Origin of the sequence: Vallitalea pronyensis, assembly GCF_018141445.1 — a bacterium.
GTDB classification, from domain to species: Bacteria; Bacillota; Clostridia; order Lachnospirales; family Vallitaleaceae; genus Vallitalea; species Vallitalea pronyensis.
The window spans coordinates 3,475,705-3,494,979 of sequence record NZ_CP058649.1 but is presented as its reverse complement, the minus strand read 5'-3'; the positions used below and the strand labels follow the sequence as shown (position 1 = coordinate 3,494,979).

Here is a 19,275-nt window from a genome sequence, read left to right as displayed (position 1 = left end):
AATACTAGGTTTGATAGAATTACCTATTAGACGATTTTATTCATTAGAACCTGCTTCATAAACAATGGCAGTGATATGTTGATTGGTAATACTTATCTCTGGTGATATAGGGGTTATAGGAGGATTCGTATTAATCTTTGAAATATATGCGTCAGAAAAACCCCCAGCAAAAGTTGGTTGAAAAGCTCCTGGAGTCGTTGGAAAGTCTACGGATAAAGTCCTTCCTATAATATAAGCCGTATCAATATTATTAACGGCTATTGCCCATCCTTCATCACGGTTACTTCCGCCAAGATAGGTAGAATACATAAGACCAGAGCCATCAACATTTAACTTCGTTACAAATGCGTCAAAATTGCCTGCAATTTCTGGTTGAAAAGCTGCTGCCGTCGTTGGAAAGTCGACGGAGTTCGTTTCTCCTGTCACATAAGCACTGCCGTTAGTATCTACAGCTATTCCAAAGCCTTGGTCCGAGCCACTTCCCCCAAGATAGGTAGAATATATAAGTCCAGTGCCAGTAGTATTTAGTTTGGTCACAAAGACATCAAAGTCTCCTCCGCTATAAATGGGTTGAAAAGCTCCAGCAATTATTGGGAAATCTAATGATCTGGTTTGCCCGGTCACGTAGGCACTTCCAGTACTGTCTACAGCTATTGCAAAACCAATATCACGATCGCTTCCCCCAAGATAAGTGGAATACATAAGAGCAGAACCATCAATATCTAATTTTGTTACAAACCCATCAAAATCACCTCCACTGAATGTTGGCTGAAAAGCTCCAGGAGTTACTGGGAAGTTTCCAGATTTTGTCGCTCCTGTCACATAAGCACTACCCATATTATCAATGGCTATTGCATTGCCGCCATCATCAGAATTTCCTCCAAGATAGGTAGAGTAAACAGGAGCTGTACCATCAACATTAAATTTTGTTACAAATGCATCTGAATTTCCTCCAAACACTGTCTGAAAAGCTCCAGCTGTGGTTGGAAAGTCAATCGATAGAGTCCCTCCGGTCACATAGGCGCTGCCAGTACTATCTATTGCTACGTCATCTCCTATATCACTATCATTACCACCAAGATAGGTGGAATAGATAACAGCAGAACCATCATCACTTAACTTTGTTACAAATGCGTCACTGGTTCCTCCTCCAAATACGGGTTGAAAAGCTCCAGCAGACGTGGGAAAATCAACTGAACTAGTTGTTCCTGCCACGTAGGCACTGCCAGTATCATCTACTGCAATACCATTTCCTAAATCTCGGCTACTTCCCCCAAGATAGGTGGAATAAATAAGAGCAGAGCCATCAACATTTAACTTTGTCACGAATGCGTCGCCTGTTCCTCCTCCATATACCGGTTGAAAAGCTCCAGGAGTCGTTGGAAAATCAAGGGAGTTCGTTTCTCCTGTCACGTAGGCACTTCCCGTATTATCAATAGCTATTCCAAAACCAAACTCAAAACTGAAATCTGAATTGTTTCCTCCAAGATAGGTGGAGTACACAAGACCTGGATCTATGATAATAGGGTAGTCTGGATTATAATCTGTCTTCATGTCAAAGCCATAAGTACTTGTCATATCTTCATGATTCTTTAACTCAAATCTACTATCTATTTTCACCTTTCTTCCTTCAATCTCCTGATAGCTTACAGGACACTCATCCATAAGAACGCCAAGCTCATTTTGGATTAATAGGTTGCCTTCTTTGTCTAGGGTTATGCTATCTGCACCCTTATAGCTTAGCCTGATATCCTGTGAATTTGCTCCTGGATGCAAAACAAATTCATACTTCAACTGACCGTTCAATCCATAAAACATTAAATCTATACCTGTCCACAGCTCTTTATAAACCACCTTCTCATAAGTAGCTAAATCGGTGTACCATTTGTTAGGATCATTTCCCTTAAGATAATTGATTCTTCCAGTAGACCTCACTTTACTTTTTATTTCTACATCTGGATTAGCATCGATAAACTGCATGACTAGGGTCACTCCAATTTTTTTTGCTTCATCCTTATTAATATCACTTTTATTTAAGTGTTCGTTATGACTTCTATTAGCTGTTCCCTTAACAAAACTTAAAACGACTTCCTCAGAAGTGAAGTAAAATCCAAAGTTTTCTCTTTTAGCATAGTACTTAACCCTGGAATCTATCTGTCCAGCGTTTGTGATGAAAACCAATGGTATTTTGTTTAAACGACTCAGGATCTTATCCTTTTCAGTTGCAGATAATTTCTTAAAAGAATGAAAATCCTGTTTTTGTTCTGCTTCTTTATAAATAATAGGCACTAAATTCACTCCTTTATTACTGGCTATTGTATTATATTGTTAACACTTATTGTAACTGCTGTTATTCTAATAAAATAGTCCACGCAACCTTGACAAGGTTTTGGGAAAAGACACCTGTTAAAGCTAAATGTATCCGTCGTTTCTAAACGCTGGGAGCTGGTACTTGCAGTTAAAAATCTTCTATATATGAAGCTCTCAATAACTTTATCACCGCTACCATCAGCTCTGCAAATTAAGTCATACCTAAGTACTACCTCTGCGGTACCTGGAGGAGTAACGCCATCCTCTGGCTGTAATATGACATTAACTTGGCTTGAAAAATAAATATCAACCACAGGTTTAATAAAACATGAGGTATCAACCGTTACAAGGGATGTATTAAATGTTTGCCCTGTCGTTGTAAAGCTTATTTTGCTACTAGGCATGCCACATTCTATTAATGCGTTATTAGGACGGGGGCAAAGTGGTTTACATTTAGAACTGTCTACGTTTTTTCCCCTGTCACAACGTATTTTTCTATTACCATCATTTTTGTTGGAACTGTAATGCCGTTTAGTTGAAGCTGTCATAAGTTCTATCCCTCCTTTTTTATAGTCAATTAATAACCAATTATGTAAGTCCATTATTGATTATACATAAGTCCATATAAAAATACCTACTGGATATTCTCCAGTAGGCTATATAAAGTGCAATTAATGCTTACATGAATTTTCCTTACATTTACATTTGCAGTCACATTCATTATGATCGACTTTTACCATGCATGAACAGACTCTTTTATAGTAATAAGGACTGCAACTGATGGCTAAGCTATGGCGTTCTCCTGCACATATCTGTGTGACATCGCATAGGTAATCAACTCTTGTTGGAATGCTGCTGTCTTCTATGGTTCCATTTCCAAGCTGACCATCTGCATTATCTCCCCATGCAAGAACAGTATGGTTTCTTAATAATGCTAGGCTGTGTTTGCCACCGGCTGCTATTTGGATAACATCTTCGTCACAGAGGAAAGCCCGGATGGGTACATTGCTATCAATAAAGGTTCCGTTTCCAAGTTGACCATTATCATTTAATCCCCATGCGTAAACTTCTCCATCACAGGTTCGTGCCAAGCTGTGTAAACCACCACCAGAAATTTCTATAACGTTAACAAGTTTTAGAACTTGAACGGGGACATTACTGTTATTATCAAAGGAGCCAATGCCCAATTGGCCAAATTGATTGTCGCCCCATGCAAAGACAATACCGCACTTACCAATTGCTAGACTATGATTATCGCCGCAGTCTATTGCTACAATGCCCTCTAGATTTTCTACACGTTCAGGAAGTGTCTGATCAACAGTGGTACCATTACCAATTTGACCAAATTCGTTATCGCCCCAAGCCCATACACGATGGTTAAAATCAAGAGCTAAACTAAAGCCACCACCTGCGGAAATTGCTGCAATTTTAGGTAAACCTAGGACTTCACCTGGTATGGTACGACTTGTAAGAGTGCCATCTCCTAACTGACCAAACATGTTATTTCCCCATGAAAAAACTGTCCCATCTTCTGTAAGTGCTAAACTATGACTTTCTCCAGCTGCTATAGCCTTTACACAATTAAGACGATCCACAAGGACAGGGACAAAACTGTCGCCTCCAACTGTACCATTACCTAATTCACCAAATCGATTGGAGCCCCAGGCTCTAATTTTTTTATCGGATTTAAGGGCTAAGTTATGAAATTCTCCACAAGCAATATCGGTAACGCCTTCTATACCTCTTACTTTAACAGGTATGGTGCTGAACAATCCAAACCGACCTATTCCCAACTGTCCATTATCGTTATCGCCCCAAGACCATACCGTACCATCATCGTTTATGGCCAGGTTATGTTCACAACCGGCACCAACAAATTTAACATCTTTTAAGCCAACAACTTCTACGGGTATATCACTGTTAACCTCCGTGCCATCTCCCAATTGCCCAACATCATTATCTCCCCATGTCCTCACAGTACCATCGTTCAATAATGCCATGCTGTGCTCACTACCTGCTGCTATGGAGCCAAGCTGCATTAAGTTAATATCGCTTATGTTGATTACCTGTACAGGTGTAGGTTCCTCTGTACCTCGTTCACCATTGCCTAATTGGCCATTAAAGTTTCTTCCCCATGACCATAAGGTACCGTCAGATTGTAATGCCAAGCCATGGGCTCTACCAGCTGCTATAGCTATAATATCAGTGATTGTAGCTACTTGAGTAGGTACTGGATTAGAGAATGACATCGTACCGGTTCCCAATCGACCATTTAAACCAAAGCCCCATGCAAATACAGTACCATCCGACCTTAACGCTAGACTATAATCCTCTCCAGCTGCTATAGCAATGGCATCCATCATAAGGGTTTGCTGAGGTGTGTTAAAATCCCCACTAGTAAACCCCAAACCTAATTGGCCTGAGAAATTAGCGCCCCAAGCATATACATCACCATTAGCGGCTAATGCCAAGCTATGGTTTTCTCCACCTGCTACTGCAATAATATCCGGTAATCCCATAATCTCTACAGGGATATCACTATTTGAAAAAGTACCATTTCCTAGCTGACCTCTATTATTTCTTCCCCACGTATATACAGTCCCATCTGAATTTACAGCTAAACTATGAAACTCTCCAGCGCTTATATTGCTAATATTATTAATCCTTACAACTTCAACTGGCACATTTTTATCCAGATTAGAATTAATGCCTAATTGCCCAAAATTATTTTCTCCCCACGAAAAAACCCTTCCATCTGAACGCAGGGCTAAACTGTGTTGATTACCACCATCAACCTGTATCACATCATTAATACTGCATACATTAACAAATGTATTTTGGAACCTTGGATAACCTAACTGACCATAATTATTATATCCCCATGCAAAGGGATTACACTTTTTACACTTTTTATGCATGAACCATTCACCTCAAGATTTATATTGGAGTTAATAACGTAACATAATCCTTCTTTTTCTTGTCCCATAATCTAACTATTATATTATATTGGTGAAAAGCTCAATTTGTTACATATTCGTCTTGTGATATATTTATTTTTTGGTTAAATATTGTTGTAGGGATTCTATGCCGCACAGTGTATCATATAACTCAGGAAATTCAGCTAATATCATGTCAACACAACTTTCGCAGAATTCTTTTCTTAATTGGTCAGAGTCAAATAAGGTTTTTTTGTAACCCCATATATGTGTGAATTTTTTGTATCGGTTAAGATCCATGTTGTTGGATATATAAGAAGTAATTTCAATACCCATTTTTTTGGCACACATGGCTAAGAGCCTTTGTTCCGCAAAGACCATCAACACCACATGTTTTTTTTGATCTTCAGGTATAGGCATGTCAGCATTCATAAAGCTTATAGCTGCATTTGTATAATAATCTTTTAGTTGCTGATGATGAAAGTGTACTAAGGCTGTATTACATGGATTAATCTTCCAATCCCAGCTTTCGTCATAATCATAATGATATAAACTTGAAAACTTTTCGTATGTAGGATAAACAAGACCATTTAATATTTCTCGATGTGTCACACATAAATCATGTCCATTTGTCTCCTCATGTATGGTATCCCATACAATAAAATCCATATCCAGCATGGTAATAGGGGAGGGTTCCATTGCTAGAGCATATACTTTACCTGCCGCCCAAAAGAGATGCGGCTTCAATGTCTTAGGTACCACATTTTCCAATGAAGTATCAATACCCAAATCATAGATATCACATAACCCAAGCCTTTCATAGTAATCAGCACCTAATTGATCCGTGTACATCTTAATTGAACCATTCTTTTGCTTCCATTTTAGGGCGGATAATAGGGCAACAAGCAATTCAAAATCCTCTATAAAATAGGTCTCATTGGGTCGTCTAATAAAAAAGGGTTTCGTCCAATTGGCATGAAAAGCATTCATTACTGGCACTCCTTCACATGATATAATCCTTTCTACTTATATATGATTTATTCATGAGATTATACACTTTTTGCCAGGAATAAAATATATATATTATAAAGCATCTTAAAGGTGGAGGATTAGAATGTATACGATAGAGAATAGCCATATTTCTATATTAGTTAATTACAAAAAAGAGGATCATCATGATATAAACTGGGCAGCGGTGAAGAAGCGATATGAAGCCCTCATGCCTAATGCTGAGATTTGTATTGGGTCCTATCAGGAAGGTGAATATAGTAAATCAATGGTCATCAACAATGCTGCCAAAAGAGCAACTGGCGATACGTTTATTATTGTTGATTCTAATATTGTTTTTAATTTAGACACTATAAATAAAGGACTTAATCTATTAAATCAATATTCTTTTATTATTCCATATGATACCCTTATCTATTTGAACCATCAATCAACCCAGTATTTTCACAGCCTATCTCCAAGCGCCATGATAAACAATGCTTATTTTAATGCTTATAAAAGAGATATTGGCCGTATGGGCGATATGTTTATGGTTACAAGAGAGCATTTTGAAGCTGTTGATGGGTTTAGTGAACATATTACAGAGTGGGGTGAGGATAATATCGATTTTGCAGATAGGCTATATAATAAATATGGCGATCATAAGGTTGTCCATGGACCCATATGGAACTTGTATTATGAAAAAATAAATTACCCTGTGTATATTAAGGGTATTAATGTCAACAAAATAATGTCTTCCAGATATGCAATACAAGATATTTCTTGGGATGTGAGAATTTAAAAGGATACCATTTTATCTTAACAGTACTCGCACACTTTGTCCTATTTTTACATAATATATTAATACAGTATGCTACATTAAAAATAACTACGATACTAGAAAGTTGAGCTTAATTAGTTAGCCGCTATACAGAATAGGCTCACAAAGTTATTGACTAATTAGTAAGTGTATTTTTCTCATCATTAATAAGGAGGTGAAAAGATTGTCAACATCTTATATCAAATGTAAACAAAGAGATTGTATGTCAACATGTCCAAAAAAACTTAAAAAAGAGGTTCGTTTAGCTTGTGGTAGTAAAGGAAGAGAATTTGATGTTATTGATCGACAAGGTGATACCATTGATTTAACATCAGTTAGTATTGATTTAGAAGGATTAATAAGTCCAATTGTAAAAGTTGATTTTTCTACTACCATTGAGTTTGAAGTTGAAACACAAGCCCCAGGTAGTCCTACTGTTTTAGATTTAGAATTAGAATTTATCCTGTCAAGAGTCTGTGAAGATGGAATCGAGCAAGAGCTTGAAACCTATACTTTTGTTAGAGATTTTAACATAACAGCAGGTGGCTCAACACTATTAGCAAGAACAACGGATCCAATTTCCTTTACATTCTGTGATTGTGTAAATGCTTGCAAAACCGGTTGCTGTTCATACTTGGTTAAAGTATTTGTAGCTAGTATTGACTCTGTACCTTTACAAGTAGCAAGAATTGATGACAGCTTTATTAACGCAATTGCTCAAGGTGTTATAGCTGATTAATAAATTTTTGAGAGTGCCTATGATGCACTCTCAAAGTACATATATATGCAAAAATTAGGGTGTTATTAATACATAAATAATAAATTGATGTTTCTACCTAAAGTTTTGGAACATATCGTATTCGCTTATGAATATATATATAATAACTTTATTATTCCGGTTCTTAATACGATTTTTTGAGTCCGAAGGAGGAACCTATGAAATTAGATAACCCTTATTCTCAGATTTTTATAAATAATAGAAGTGGGGAAAAATGGCGGTTTTATATCTTTGACAAGAAGCTTTTTTATCGTATAATCCAAGAAGATGGTACGGATAACAAAAAAGTAGAATTAATGGATAACGTGAAAAATTTTGATATAACAGTAGATTCCCAAGATAATCTTCATGTGGTGTATTCTTGCTATAATGGTGAATTTTGCTATCTTAAGTATTCAAGTAATGTCTGGAGCAAAAGTACTTTTTATGAGGCTAATGGAAAATTTGAGATAGATTTTATAAACATCCTCACACACCATGATACCATCCATATTTTTTATACGTATAAAAATAACAAAAACAATCGCTATTACAAACTCTATCACATTTATACATTAGATAACCAATGGACATACACTTCCTTAGCACAAATTCCCTTATCGAAAGAAGCCAAACCTTATTTTGTAGATCATGACGTAAATGGAGGTATTCTTTTAGTATTTAGAGCTAGATTTCAAAAACTGGATAAAGTCTATTTTAAAACATATAAAACCCAACATGCTAAATGGTCAACATCTACAGAATTGAAGCTTACGAAGCGTAACACCCTTATAAAAAATTTTTTGATTGACTCGAAAGGTAATTATCACTTTATATATCATGATAATACCCATGTTTGTTACGTCAGTCATTTGCCTAATGATGTTTGTTCTATCTCAGATGCTATGACATTTAATTACTTAAAGGATCTAGGTAATAATGTAACGGTGGCATATCAATTATTTGAAGCCGATCATAAACTTTGGATGTCTTCTATGGATGGACATGAATTGCATTATTTTACGTCTGACAATTGGGGAAAAGATTGGGATGAGATTAAAGAGAAGGGTGTACATGATCTATGTCAAACCAAGTTTATAAATACGTTACATGGCAATGTGGGAATGACGAAACCCATTATGACACTATGTAGTTCCTCAGATGAAGGAACATGCCTCTTAGGTTTAAATGATGTTGGTATCCGTGAAAAATTAAGTAACATGGTTAATAAGCAAACAGATGACAGTGCTGTTAAAGATAAAGTAAAAGGTGAGAGCACCCTTAAAGAAAAAGATAACATAACGGATGATAGTACACCCATTAAAGATATACAGAAAACAACGGATGATAGTAAGTCCATTAAAGATATAAATGAAACAGTCCATAAACCTATGCCTGTTCTAGATAATGATATGATAATTGACGAAACGATGCCTATTAATGAGAAAGATAAGATAACAGATGAAAGTGACTATTTGAATGATGAAGACATGGTAGGCAATACGTCTAAAGATACATTATTTGATGTACTGGATGATACGCCTATTGAAGAAGAACCAGAAAAAGAATCCGAAGAAGTACCCAAACAAGTATCCAAAAAAGAATCCATTCTACAACGCATCATCCGTTTCTTTCGAAACTTTTAACATAGAGCTATTTTTTATCCTAATAAGGTGTCTAAAACACTCACATCACAGTGGGTGTTTTTTGTTTTTTTTTCTAATTTTTGGCACAAGTTGTACTAAAATTTTATATATTATAATTAGGGTAGACATTAATTTAGCATTGATTGATATAGCTGAATTTTTTACGGAACTTATATGATGATTACAATAAAAATAGGGGTTTAAACTATTAAAAGATGGGAGTTGGGACGTAAAAAAATTAATGACAAAAATGTATGATGATGGCTATAAACTAAAAGATGATATGAAAAAATAAACTTGGATTTTTAAGTAAAGTAACCTTAAAAGTAACTAGTTTAATATTATAATGAAAAGGAGACATATAAATGGATCATAACATGTGTGATTGCTGTACAGGAAAAGTTAAATGTAAAAAGCCAATTAGTCGCAAAGATATTACGACAGAATGTATTTTTGTAGAAAAGGTATTTGATTCAAGAATCTTTAAAACTCAACAAATAATTGATTGTTGTCCATGCCCTATAGAAATTGATAAGGAAATAATGGGAATTATTGAGGATTCAGTAGAAGTTAAGTGTCGCGTAATTAAATTCTCACCTATTATCGAAATGTTAAAAATCAATGGCCAAGAAATTGACCTTTGTGACTATGATAATGTTGTTACAGGTCCTGGTGGCATGGAGCAAATTAATTTGAGAGGTCTCGACCTTGATTTTAAAAAGTGCCTTGAAAAAAATAAAGGTGTTAAAGTTGATGTAAAACAAAAAATATCCATTGATTGTAAAGTAAAAATATCCATTAAAGGTAAAGGCATTATTTATGACGATAAAGGATGCCCCTGTAAAGTTTGCTTTAAAGGTGAAGACACCATAGAATGCTGTTTCGAAAATATTCGATTTAAGTTTGAAGACATGTGCGTGCCAAACAACAATGCTGTTTTCCCAGTTCTTATTGGAGATGTTTGTGCTGCTAACTGTAAATTCGATGTTGATGAAATAGAATTAATCAATACTTGCGAATGTACTTCTGACCAAGTTAAACTTACTGGAGACTTAATATTCTGTATAAAATGTGAAAAGAAAATAAAATTCCCTGTAGAACTTTGTGTATTAGCAACAGGTTTCTGCAAATCACCTGAAATTAGTACAGGATGTAAAGAAGAAGATTTCCCAGATTTATTCCCAGTAAATTATAAAGATGAATCATGTCCAGTATTTAGTAAAAAAGAAGAAGCTATAGAAGAAAAGTGCGATTGCTAAAATAGGCGTTAAATAACAAGAGGTATAAGGGATTAAGATTAGCCTTATTGACATACTTAAAACAATACATTAAAAATAAGAAGACAATGTTCTTCTTATTTTTTTATCTTAAAGACATGAATATAGCATATGAAATAGAAGCGTTTACATATCGTCAAGGACACTTACTTAATGGAGAAATTATACAAAAAAAATCAGTTTTGATAAATCAAAACCGATTAATTATTTTGCAAGTATCTATAATACATAGTGCGGATGAAGGGACTTGAACCCTTACGATGTTACCATCGGTAGATTTTGAGTCTACTGCGTCTGCCGATTCCGCCACATCCGCTAATACAATACATGAGAGTAATACATCACGTTCAATGACACATTATCCCTTCGAACTTTATCAATTATAGCACAGGTAAAAGACAATTACAACAACTAAATAAACATTTTTGGGACGACTTAAAGAACATAAAATCATCCCAAATTTTTTATCCGTACTGAAAAATGGATTAATGATTAATCTCTAAATATCCATATTTAAAATTGACATTTTTTATATAAAGGTGTATAATTAGCACAACGCACACACTGAGCGATTTGCGTTTTGTTGTGAATATGACTATAAAAGGTGAGTTGAAATGACTGAAAAGAAAAAAAATATATTAGAAATAGCAAAAAGTTTATTTTTAAGTAAAGGGATAATGAACACATCAATGAGTGACATTGGTCATGTTATTGGCTTGAATCGAAGGTCAATCTATCGGTTATTTGAAACAAAAGAAGATATAGCGTATCAAATAGCCACTGGAATTTTAGAAGAGTGGAATGCTGAGAATAAAAGAGAATATGATTTATTAGAAGGAAATGCTTTAGAAAAGCTAGAATCTTTTTTATATCGTATGATTGATGATATGCATGAACAAATTTTAGAAATGAGGTTTTTAACGGAGTTTGATTTTTACTTTAGAGATGCTTCAAATTCTTTATTAGATGTGGAGACCCAAAATAGACGTGACTATGAAAATATCGTTATGAATGCAAATACATATATCTACAATCTTCTTAAGCAGGGTATCGATGACGGCTCAATCAATTTAGACATGAGTATTGCATTAATGGAGGCGACAATTTCAAATATATTATGGAGTTTTGGACAAAGTATTTCCATTAGAGGCAATACCATTGAAAAGGAAACGGGGATAAAACCTATTACCATTATTAAGAATCAAGTGAAATTATATATAAAGGCGTTACAATAAAAACACTAAAAAAGGAGAATAAAAATGACTCAAGTAATGACGAATAACAAGTTACCTTTAAGTGTGAAACTATTATATGCCTGTGGAAATTTGGGAATAGGTATTATTACAGTTTTACAAAGTATGTTTTTAGTGTACTTCTTTACAGCACCAGAAGTTGATGGCCAGCCATTAATACCTTATTTAATACCTCAAGGGTCCATTTTTCTTGGTATGACACTGCTGGGTATTATTCTTGCATTAGGCAGTGTTTTTGATGCCGTATTAGACCCCATCATTGCTCGGTTTAGTGACAAATTTGAACATGCGTCGGGAAAGAGAATTCCTATCATGAGAATGGCTGTCATTCCATTTGTATTAACCTTTACCCTTGTTTTCTTTGCTCCTGTACCGAAAATAAGTTTTTTAAATGTTATATGGCTAACGATCATATTCTTATTAAGCAAAGTATTTTATACCATGTATATGATTCCTTTCTATTCACTACTTGTGGACCTTGCAAAATCAGGAGACGATAAAGCCGATCTTGGAACAATTAATAGTGCCTTTTGGTTTGTTGGTTTTTTAATTGCATCATTCTCATCTGCTTTATGGGGATTTTTAGGCGATACATTTCACATGACCCTTCTTACAAGCTTTCGAACCACCATCGTTATTTTTTCACTCTTAGGACTTGTTGCAGCCATCATACCAGCATTTTTGATTCATGAACAAAAATACGTCATAACTTCCATTAAAAGTACCAATGAAAAAGTATTACCAGCCTTGAAACATGTGCTTAAAAATAAAAACTTTCAATTTTATTTATTAACCAATCTAGCTTATACCATGTCATCAAAAATATTTGAAACTGGACTTATTTACTATGTCACAGTACTGGCATTACAAGATGCATCCATTAATGGGCTGCTCATAACCATTATAGGTGTAGCCACATTATTATGTTATCCACTTATTAATAGACTTGCAAAAACAAAAGGTAGAAAAGTTGTTCTTAAGGTTGGTTTAATATTACTCGTATTATCTTATATTGTTATCAGTTTACTTGGGGTTGGCAACATACATCCATACTTCTTGTTTGCATTAATAATCATTCTTTTACCTTTTGCAAATGCTGGGTTTGGTATTTTACCACATGTCATCACATCAGATTGTGCCCAATATGACAGAGAAATGACTGGTAAAGATCATGCGGGAATGTACATGGCTGCCAATGGATTTGTTGTAAAGATAGGTGGCAGCATTGCCATTATTATTTTTACATCATTATTATTGTTAGGTAAAGATGTTGGTAATGACTTAGGTATACGTGTTGCCATCTTATTTGCAGGAACGATATTGATAGCTGCTTATTTCTTACTAAAAAAATATAATGAGAAAGAGATTATGTCTTATCAAAACAAACAAGATGTAGCATAGTGGTTTTAGGGGGATAGAACATGGTGAAAGTAACATATAATGGATAAACAGACCCATAAAGTGAGGTGGATATAATGATTAAAAAAATAGACCTGAATTATAATTGGTATTATATAGCAGATTTTAAGCCATCCTACATAGAAGCTCACATGGATGATGTAGGGTTTGAAGTGGTTCATTTACCTCATACAAACATAGAATTGCCTTTGAATAACTTTAGTGAAGAAAGCTATCAGTTTGAAAGTTTTTATAAAAAAGAGTTTTATGTTGAACCACTATTGGATGAACATGTTTATATGAGGTTTGAGGGTGTCATGACATATGCTGAAATTTATGTCAATGGACACTATATAGGTGAGCATAAAGGTGGATATACACCTTTTGAGTTTGACATAACCCCATATATTCATGAAGACGCTTTTAATATGCTCTCAGTTTATGTAGACTCAAGGGAAAGAGACGACATCCCACCTTTTGGTCATGTTATGGACTTCTTAACTTACGGTGGAATCTACCGTGAAGTGGCCTTAATCTACAAAAATGTCTGTCATATTAAAGATTTATTGATTAAACCAGAAGACGTTCTTACAAAACCTAAACTGAATATGTCCTTTGATTTATTAAATCTTAGCCAAGAAGATAAAAAGGTGACTCTTGAATGTCACCTATACAATGAAAATAAACAGGTGTTTTCATGTTCAAGAAGCGAATCCTTACAGGACACGAAAAATATAAATTGGATTGAAGAAGTAGGTAACATTCAATTATGGTCAGTTGATGCACCCAATCTATATGAAGTGGTTATCTGTGTGCTTGAAGATAATCAGGTGATTGATAAAAACAAAGTACGTATAGGATTTAGGCAGTTTGAGTTTAGAAGAGATGGCTTTTATCTTAATAATGAAAAACATAAAATTGTTGGTCTTAATCGGCAACAATCATTTCCTTATGTAGGTTATGCCATGCCAAAAAGTGCTCAGTATAAAGATGCAGATATACTAAAGCATGCGTTAAAAGTAAACACCGTACGTCTGTCCCATTATCCTCAGTCCAACCACTTCTTGGACCGATGTGATGAACTAGGTCTTTTGGTCTTAGAGGAGATTCCTGGATGGCAACACATTGGGAATGAAGCGTGGCAAGAAGTAGCTTTACAAAATATTGAAGAGATGATCAAAAGGGACTGGAATAGACCCAGTGTTTTTATGTGGGGAACAAGAATTAATGAATCCAATGATGATCACGACTTTTACAAAAAAACCAGTGAAAAAGCAAGGGAGCTAGATGATTCAAGAGCTATTGGTGGTGTAAGATGTATTAAAAACAGCGAACTGCTTGAAGATGTGTATACCTATAATGATTTTTCACATACGGGGAATAACGCTGGTCTTGAAGCGCCCAATAAGGTTTTCAAAGAAAAGAAACCCTATCTTATAACAGAATACAATGGGCATATGTATCCAACCAAGAAATATGATGATGAGGCCCATCGAGTCAGTCACGCACATCGACATATGCGCGTACTAGATGCTCTATATGGTGATGATCACATTACAGGCGCTATTGGTTGGTGTATGTTTGACTACAACACACATAAAGATTTTGGCAGTGGAGATAAAATCTGTTACCACGGTGTTATGGATATGTTTAGAATACCTAAAATGGCTGCCTATGCTTATGCCAGTCAACAAAGGAAAGAACCCATACTACATGTGGGCAGCTCCATGAATATTGGTGAGCATAAAAGTGGCTTTTTAACAGAAATTAATGTTTTTACTAACTGTGATTGGGTTAATTTTTATCGTAATGATGCATTCATTAAACGTTTTTATCCGAATCGGCATCGTTATGGTCATTTGCCTTCCCCCCCAATATGCATTGATGATTTTATAGGCGAATGCCTAGAGAAGGATGGTTTATTTAGCTCTACAGATGGTAAGCTAGTTAAAAAGTTACTTATGAAAGCCAATAAATCGAGAGGGAACTTACGTATTATGGATAAGCTGAAGCTTGGTTATATCCTGTTAAAATATAAAATGACAACCTTAGATATGGAGAACTTATATACCAAATACTATGGTGGATGGGGTGGAAAAGCGGCTGTATATCGGATTGATGGTATCATCAATAATCAAATGGTTAAGTCTGTGACCAAAGGGCATATCTTTGCACCAACGTTGAAAGTTGAACTTGATTCAACGGTTCTTTCGGAGGAAGCCACCTATGATGTAACACGCGTTGTCGTTAGTCTAAGAGATGAGTACAATAATTCAATCACATATGCCAATGATGCATTCCAAGTCATTACAAGCGGACATATTAAAGTGATTGGTCCGGATATCTTAGCGCTTATTGGTGGCTCAATGGGTTTCTGGATTAAGACAACAGGGACATATGGTGATGGTTTTATTGAAGTGGTTAGTCCACGGTTTGGGCGTTTAAAAAAGCGGATTCAAGTCAAAGATCTAAGGAGTTTGAACATTGATGAGAACATTAGATAAGATTGTTAAGGTAGCGGATACTTATGTGCTGGAGAATGATCCCAGGCATGCAAAATGGAGCTGGGGTGAAGCATTACTGATGTACAGCCTTTCCATGTTAGATGATGCTTTAGGTCAAGAGCGGTATTTTGAGTATTACAAGACTTATGCCGATTACCATTACCGAGAAGGTATTGTGATTGATCAAGCAGATACGTGTGCACCTGTGTTAATCACCAATGAATTGTATAAAAAAACTGGGGAGAAAAGATATGCAGACATGACCCAGAAGGGTATACACTATCTAAAATATGAACCTCGGTTATTGAAAGATTTAATTAACCATAATGGACACTCTAGGGATTCAAAAGATTATCCCAAAAGTATATGGGTGGATTCTGTTATGATGAGTGGTGTTTTTAGTGGTATAGCCTCACATGATTATAAGGATAATGCTCTAAAAGCCTTTGCTTTGACACAACCAAAACAGTATGCCTGGTACCTGCAAGACCAAGAATCTAAACTATTTCATCATTCTTATTGGAAGATTCTAAAACGTCCTTACCCAAGACATCTATTTTGGGGAAGAGGTAATGGCTGGGTAGTTGCAGCTTATTCCATATTTCTGAATTACCTGGAGGATGCAGATACCATGAGAATCCTTAATGAGGTATCCGAGGCTTTACTAGAGTTACAGCGGGTAGATTATTATTTTGATACAGTTCTTAACAAGCCTGGAGATAATTACAGAGAGTCAAGCGCAACAGCATTAATAGCAGCTGGATGGCTGAATGGCGTGTATAAGGGGTACTTAGATGAAAAATTTTTTGAACCTGCTAAACATGCACTCCATGCCATTCTTAACAATGTTCAGATTGAAAAAGACCGTTATTATATGACAGAGATAAGTGGGTGGACCATCCCCATGTTTTTCATGCCATATCGCCTAAAATTCGGTCCTTATCCTGGATATAAATATGTAAAAAAGGGGCGAAACATTAATTACGGTGTTGCATCATTAATTTTGGCTGGTATATTTTATGAACCATTTGAAAGGGTTGAAGAGCATGGCTGAAATCTTTGATAATGAATTTTTTAGAACATCAGGGGTAGAAGATTTTAAACTAAAGAACCTAGGGGCACCTCCTAAAGGTTTCCCAACAGAAAGGGTTGAAGATGTTTATACCGATGAGGTGATATGTGAAACTTATGAAGGTAGGCGAAAGCTCTTTATTGAACATGTACTTAACAATCCAGGTGCTGACACCATTAAAGGATTCTTTTATGAGTTAATCCGAATTCAAGAAGGTCAAACACCCATTTATGAAGAAGCGTTATTCAAAGCTCTTGACTATGTGAATGGCAGGTGGGATTGTGCTGATTTTATTATCTCAGGCATGATGCGTTTGTACAAGCAATTAGGCACGTCACCTCTGGTGAGTAAAAAGCTATTAGCAACAATAAAAACAACCATACTCAACTTTAAATATTGGCCAGATGAGCCAGGTGTTGATTCCATGTGTTATTGGACTGAGAATCATCACATCATCTTTAGCTCGGCAGAGTATCTTGCTGGGACTTGGTTTCCAGAAGACATCTTTACAAATAGTGGCATGACCGGGATGCAAAAAAAAGAAAAAGCAAAAAAACGGATTTATAAATGGCTGGCGTTTAGATTTTATACGGGTTTTAGTGAGTGGCTGAGCAATGTTTATTATGATGAAGATTTTGTGCCATTACTTAATTTGTATGACTTTACCGATGATATAGAAATGAAACGCCAAGTGAAACAGATGATCGATTTAATGCTTTATGATATGGCTATTAACAGCTATAAAGGCATGTTCACATGTACCCACGGCCGTACATATACGAAAGAAAAACTTTATCCAACAAAGGAATCGACCATTGATACGGCTAAGTTGATGTTTGGTTTAGGTTGCTTTGCCAATGAAGATAATATGAGTGCCGTTATATTTACCCTTAGCAGCTACCGAATGCCGGAAGTCATAGCAAAAATTGCTCAAAACATAGATGAACCAGAATGGCTTAGCAAACAACGTGTTAGTATTCGATTAAAAGATAGAAAGAAGTGGGGGTTAAAAAAATGTACCCTTGAAAACGCCATGATTTTGCTTTCTTTTGGAGGGTATTCCCATCCCTACTCATTTAATCATTTAGCCCTTATGTTGGACGCCTATAATTGGTGGGACAATAAATTCTTCTTGGAGCTCAAATCATTCAAAAGGCTGATACAACTCGGTAAGCATATTGGCCTGACAAATCTGGTGGCATGGGTCATGAGGAAAGATATGTCACGTAATTCTTTTGAAGAAAGTAATGTTTATACCTTTCGGACACCTGACTATATGATGTCAACATCCCAAGCATATCGACCAAGTTATGGTGGTGATCAGCACCACATATGGCAAGCCACTTTAGACAAAAGCTGCGTTGTGTTCACAACCCATCCTGGTGGATATGGAGAAACAGCACCGGATGCTTATTGGCATGGTAATGGATTTCTTCCAAAATCAATACAGTATAAGAATGTAAATATCACCATGTACAAGACACCCTCCATACCACCCATTGTCATGAAGAAGATTCTAGATTTTACACATGCTTTTTTTCCCAAAAAAAGATTTGATGAAGTCGTTGAAAAAAATGGATGGGTGTTTGGGCGAAGTAATAAAGGTTACGTGGCTATTTATTCAAGGAATGGTTATAGGTGGCAGACATCAGGTCCATACAAAGATCAAGAGCTGATGGCAGATGGAAAAAGAAATATATGGGTAACGGAATTAGGTCGACAAGATACCCATGGAGATTTTGAGAATTTTGTTAAGACAATAGCGAATGCAAAATTATCCTTTAGAGGTGAAAATGTAACCTATGATTCACATGACGCTGGTACAATTAGTACGGGTTGGTATAGAGGATTATCTGTCAATGGACAAAGGATATCCATAAAAAACTATAAGCGTTATGACAATAAGTCTTGCCATACGGCGTTTATGCAAGACGTCATTAACATTCAATTTAATGATAAACAACATGTTATTAGAAAATAGTTAAAGCAGTAACCCAATGGACTAAGTAAATGCTCTCATCCAGCATAACTTAGTCCTTACTTAACTTATCATATTGGGCAGCCTTGACTATTTACATATGATCATTCGTTGTGATATCATAATAATTAATGAAGAATTATGATGTAAAAACTATTTCATTGCTTAACTTAATACGGGGCTGTCTCATCAATGCACAATAATTGTCTATATTTTTAAAAGATGTTTTACTTTGATGAGACAACCCCTTCTGCGTAGTGAATGATGGCAATAGGTTTTAAAAAGTTCTTTACTTCTGAATCATATTTGATACAATATGGATGTAGTATTCATTTAT

General features: G+C 35.5%; 13 protein-coding genes and 1 tRNA gene. 9 read left to right on the top strand and 5 right to left on the bottom strand.

The features are described from left to right. Positions 1–36 precede the first annotated feature (36 nt). The 4 genes from HZI73_RS14770 to HZI73_RS14755 form a co-directional block, all read right to left on the bottom strand. Complete coding sequence (locus tag HZI73_RS14770) at positions 37–2,289, bottom strand: DUF7948 domain-containing protein (protein ID WP_212694151.1); 2,253 nt, start codon at positions 2,287–2,289, stop codon at positions 37–39. 23 nt (positions 2,290–2,312) lie between these two features. Continuing rightward, positions 2,313–2,858 (bottom strand): DUF4489 domain-containing protein, encoded by a 546-nt coding sequence (locus tag HZI73_RS14765; RefSeq protein WP_212694150.1) that lies wholly within the window; start codon positions 2,856–2,858, stop codon positions 2,313–2,315. Positions 2,859–2,981: 123 nt separating this feature from the next. Then, positions 2,982–5,228, bottom strand: coding sequence for an RCC1 domain-containing protein (locus tag HZI73_RS14760; protein WP_212694149.1), 2,247 nt, complete (start codon positions 5,226–5,228; stop codon positions 2,982–2,984). A 132-nt stretch (positions 5,229–5,360) separates the two neighbouring features. Next, a complete protein-coding gene (locus tag HZI73_RS14755; RefSeq protein WP_212694148.1) occupies positions 5,361–6,236 on the bottom strand; it encodes a DUF6734 family protein in 876 nt (291 codons plus the stop codon). Between the two features lie 124 nt (positions 6,237–6,360). Between HZI73_RS14755 and HZI73_RS14750 the strand changes: the two genes are divergently transcribed. The 4 genes from HZI73_RS14750 (at position 6,361) to HZI73_RS14735 (ending at position 10,715) form a co-directional block, all read left to right on the top strand. Further along, a complete protein-coding gene (locus HZI73_RS14750; protein ID WP_212694147.1) occupies positions 6,361–7,035 on the top strand; it encodes a galactosyltransferase-related protein in 675 nt (224 codons plus the stop codon). Between the two features lie 202 nt (positions 7,036–7,237). After that, positions 7,238–7,792, top strand: a complete 555-nt coding sequence (locus tag HZI73_RS14745; protein ID WP_212694146.1) for a DUF4489 domain-containing protein — start codon at positions 7,238–7,240, stop codon at positions 7,790–7,792. Between the two features lie 197 nt (positions 7,793–7,989). Beyond that, the gene (locus HZI73_RS14740; protein WP_212694145.1) at positions 7,990–9,456 is read left to right on the top strand and encodes a hypothetical protein; all 1,467 of its coding nucleotides are present in this window, start codon (positions 7,990–7,992) and stop codon (positions 9,454–9,456) included. A gap of 365 nt (positions 9,457–9,821) precedes the next feature. Next, a complete protein-coding gene (locus HZI73_RS14735) occupies positions 9,822–10,715 on the top strand; it encodes a hypothetical protein (protein ID WP_212694144.1) in 894 nt (297 codons plus the stop codon). 250 nt (positions 10,716–10,965) lie between these two features. Here HZI73_RS14735 and HZI73_RS14730 read toward each other — a convergent pair. After that, a tRNA-Leu gene (locus HZI73_RS14730) sits at positions 10,966–11,049 on the bottom strand. 298 nt (positions 11,050–11,347) lie between these two features. On the opposite strand from HZI73_RS14730, the gene HZI73_RS14725 reads away from it, so the two are divergent. From HZI73_RS14725 to HZI73_RS14705, 5 genes are all read left to right on the top strand, one after another. Beyond that, positions 11,348–11,968 carry a TetR/AcrR family transcriptional regulator gene (locus HZI73_RS14725; protein WP_212694143.1) on the top strand — a complete coding sequence of 207 codons (621 nt, stop codon included), beginning with the start codon at positions 11,348–11,350 and terminating at the stop codon, positions 11,966–11,968. A gap of 24 nt (positions 11,969–11,992) precedes the next feature. Next, entirely contained in the window at positions 11,993–13,387 is a 1,395-nt protein-coding gene (locus HZI73_RS14720) for an MFS transporter (RefSeq protein ID WP_212694142.1), read from the top strand. A 74-nt stretch (positions 13,388–13,461) separates the two neighbouring features. Then, complete coding sequence (locus tag HZI73_RS14715) at positions 13,462–15,888, top strand: glycoside hydrolase family 2 protein (protein WP_246552174.1); 2,427 nt, start codon at positions 13,462–13,464, stop codon at positions 15,886–15,888. After that, positions 15,872–16,942 carry a glycoside hydrolase family 88 protein gene (locus HZI73_RS14710; RefSeq protein ID WP_246552544.1) on the top strand — a complete coding sequence of 357 codons (1,071 nt, stop codon included), beginning with the start codon at positions 15,872–15,874 and terminating at the stop codon, positions 16,940–16,942. Before HZI73_RS14715 ends, HZI73_RS14710 begins: the two co-directional genes overlap by 17 nt. Further along, a complete protein-coding gene (locus tag HZI73_RS14705; protein ID WP_212694140.1) occupies positions 16,935–18,941 on the top strand; it encodes a hypothetical protein in 2,007 nt (668 codons plus the stop codon). Before HZI73_RS14710 ends, HZI73_RS14705 begins: the two co-directional genes overlap by 8 nt. Positions 18,942–19,275 lie beyond the last annotated feature (334 nt).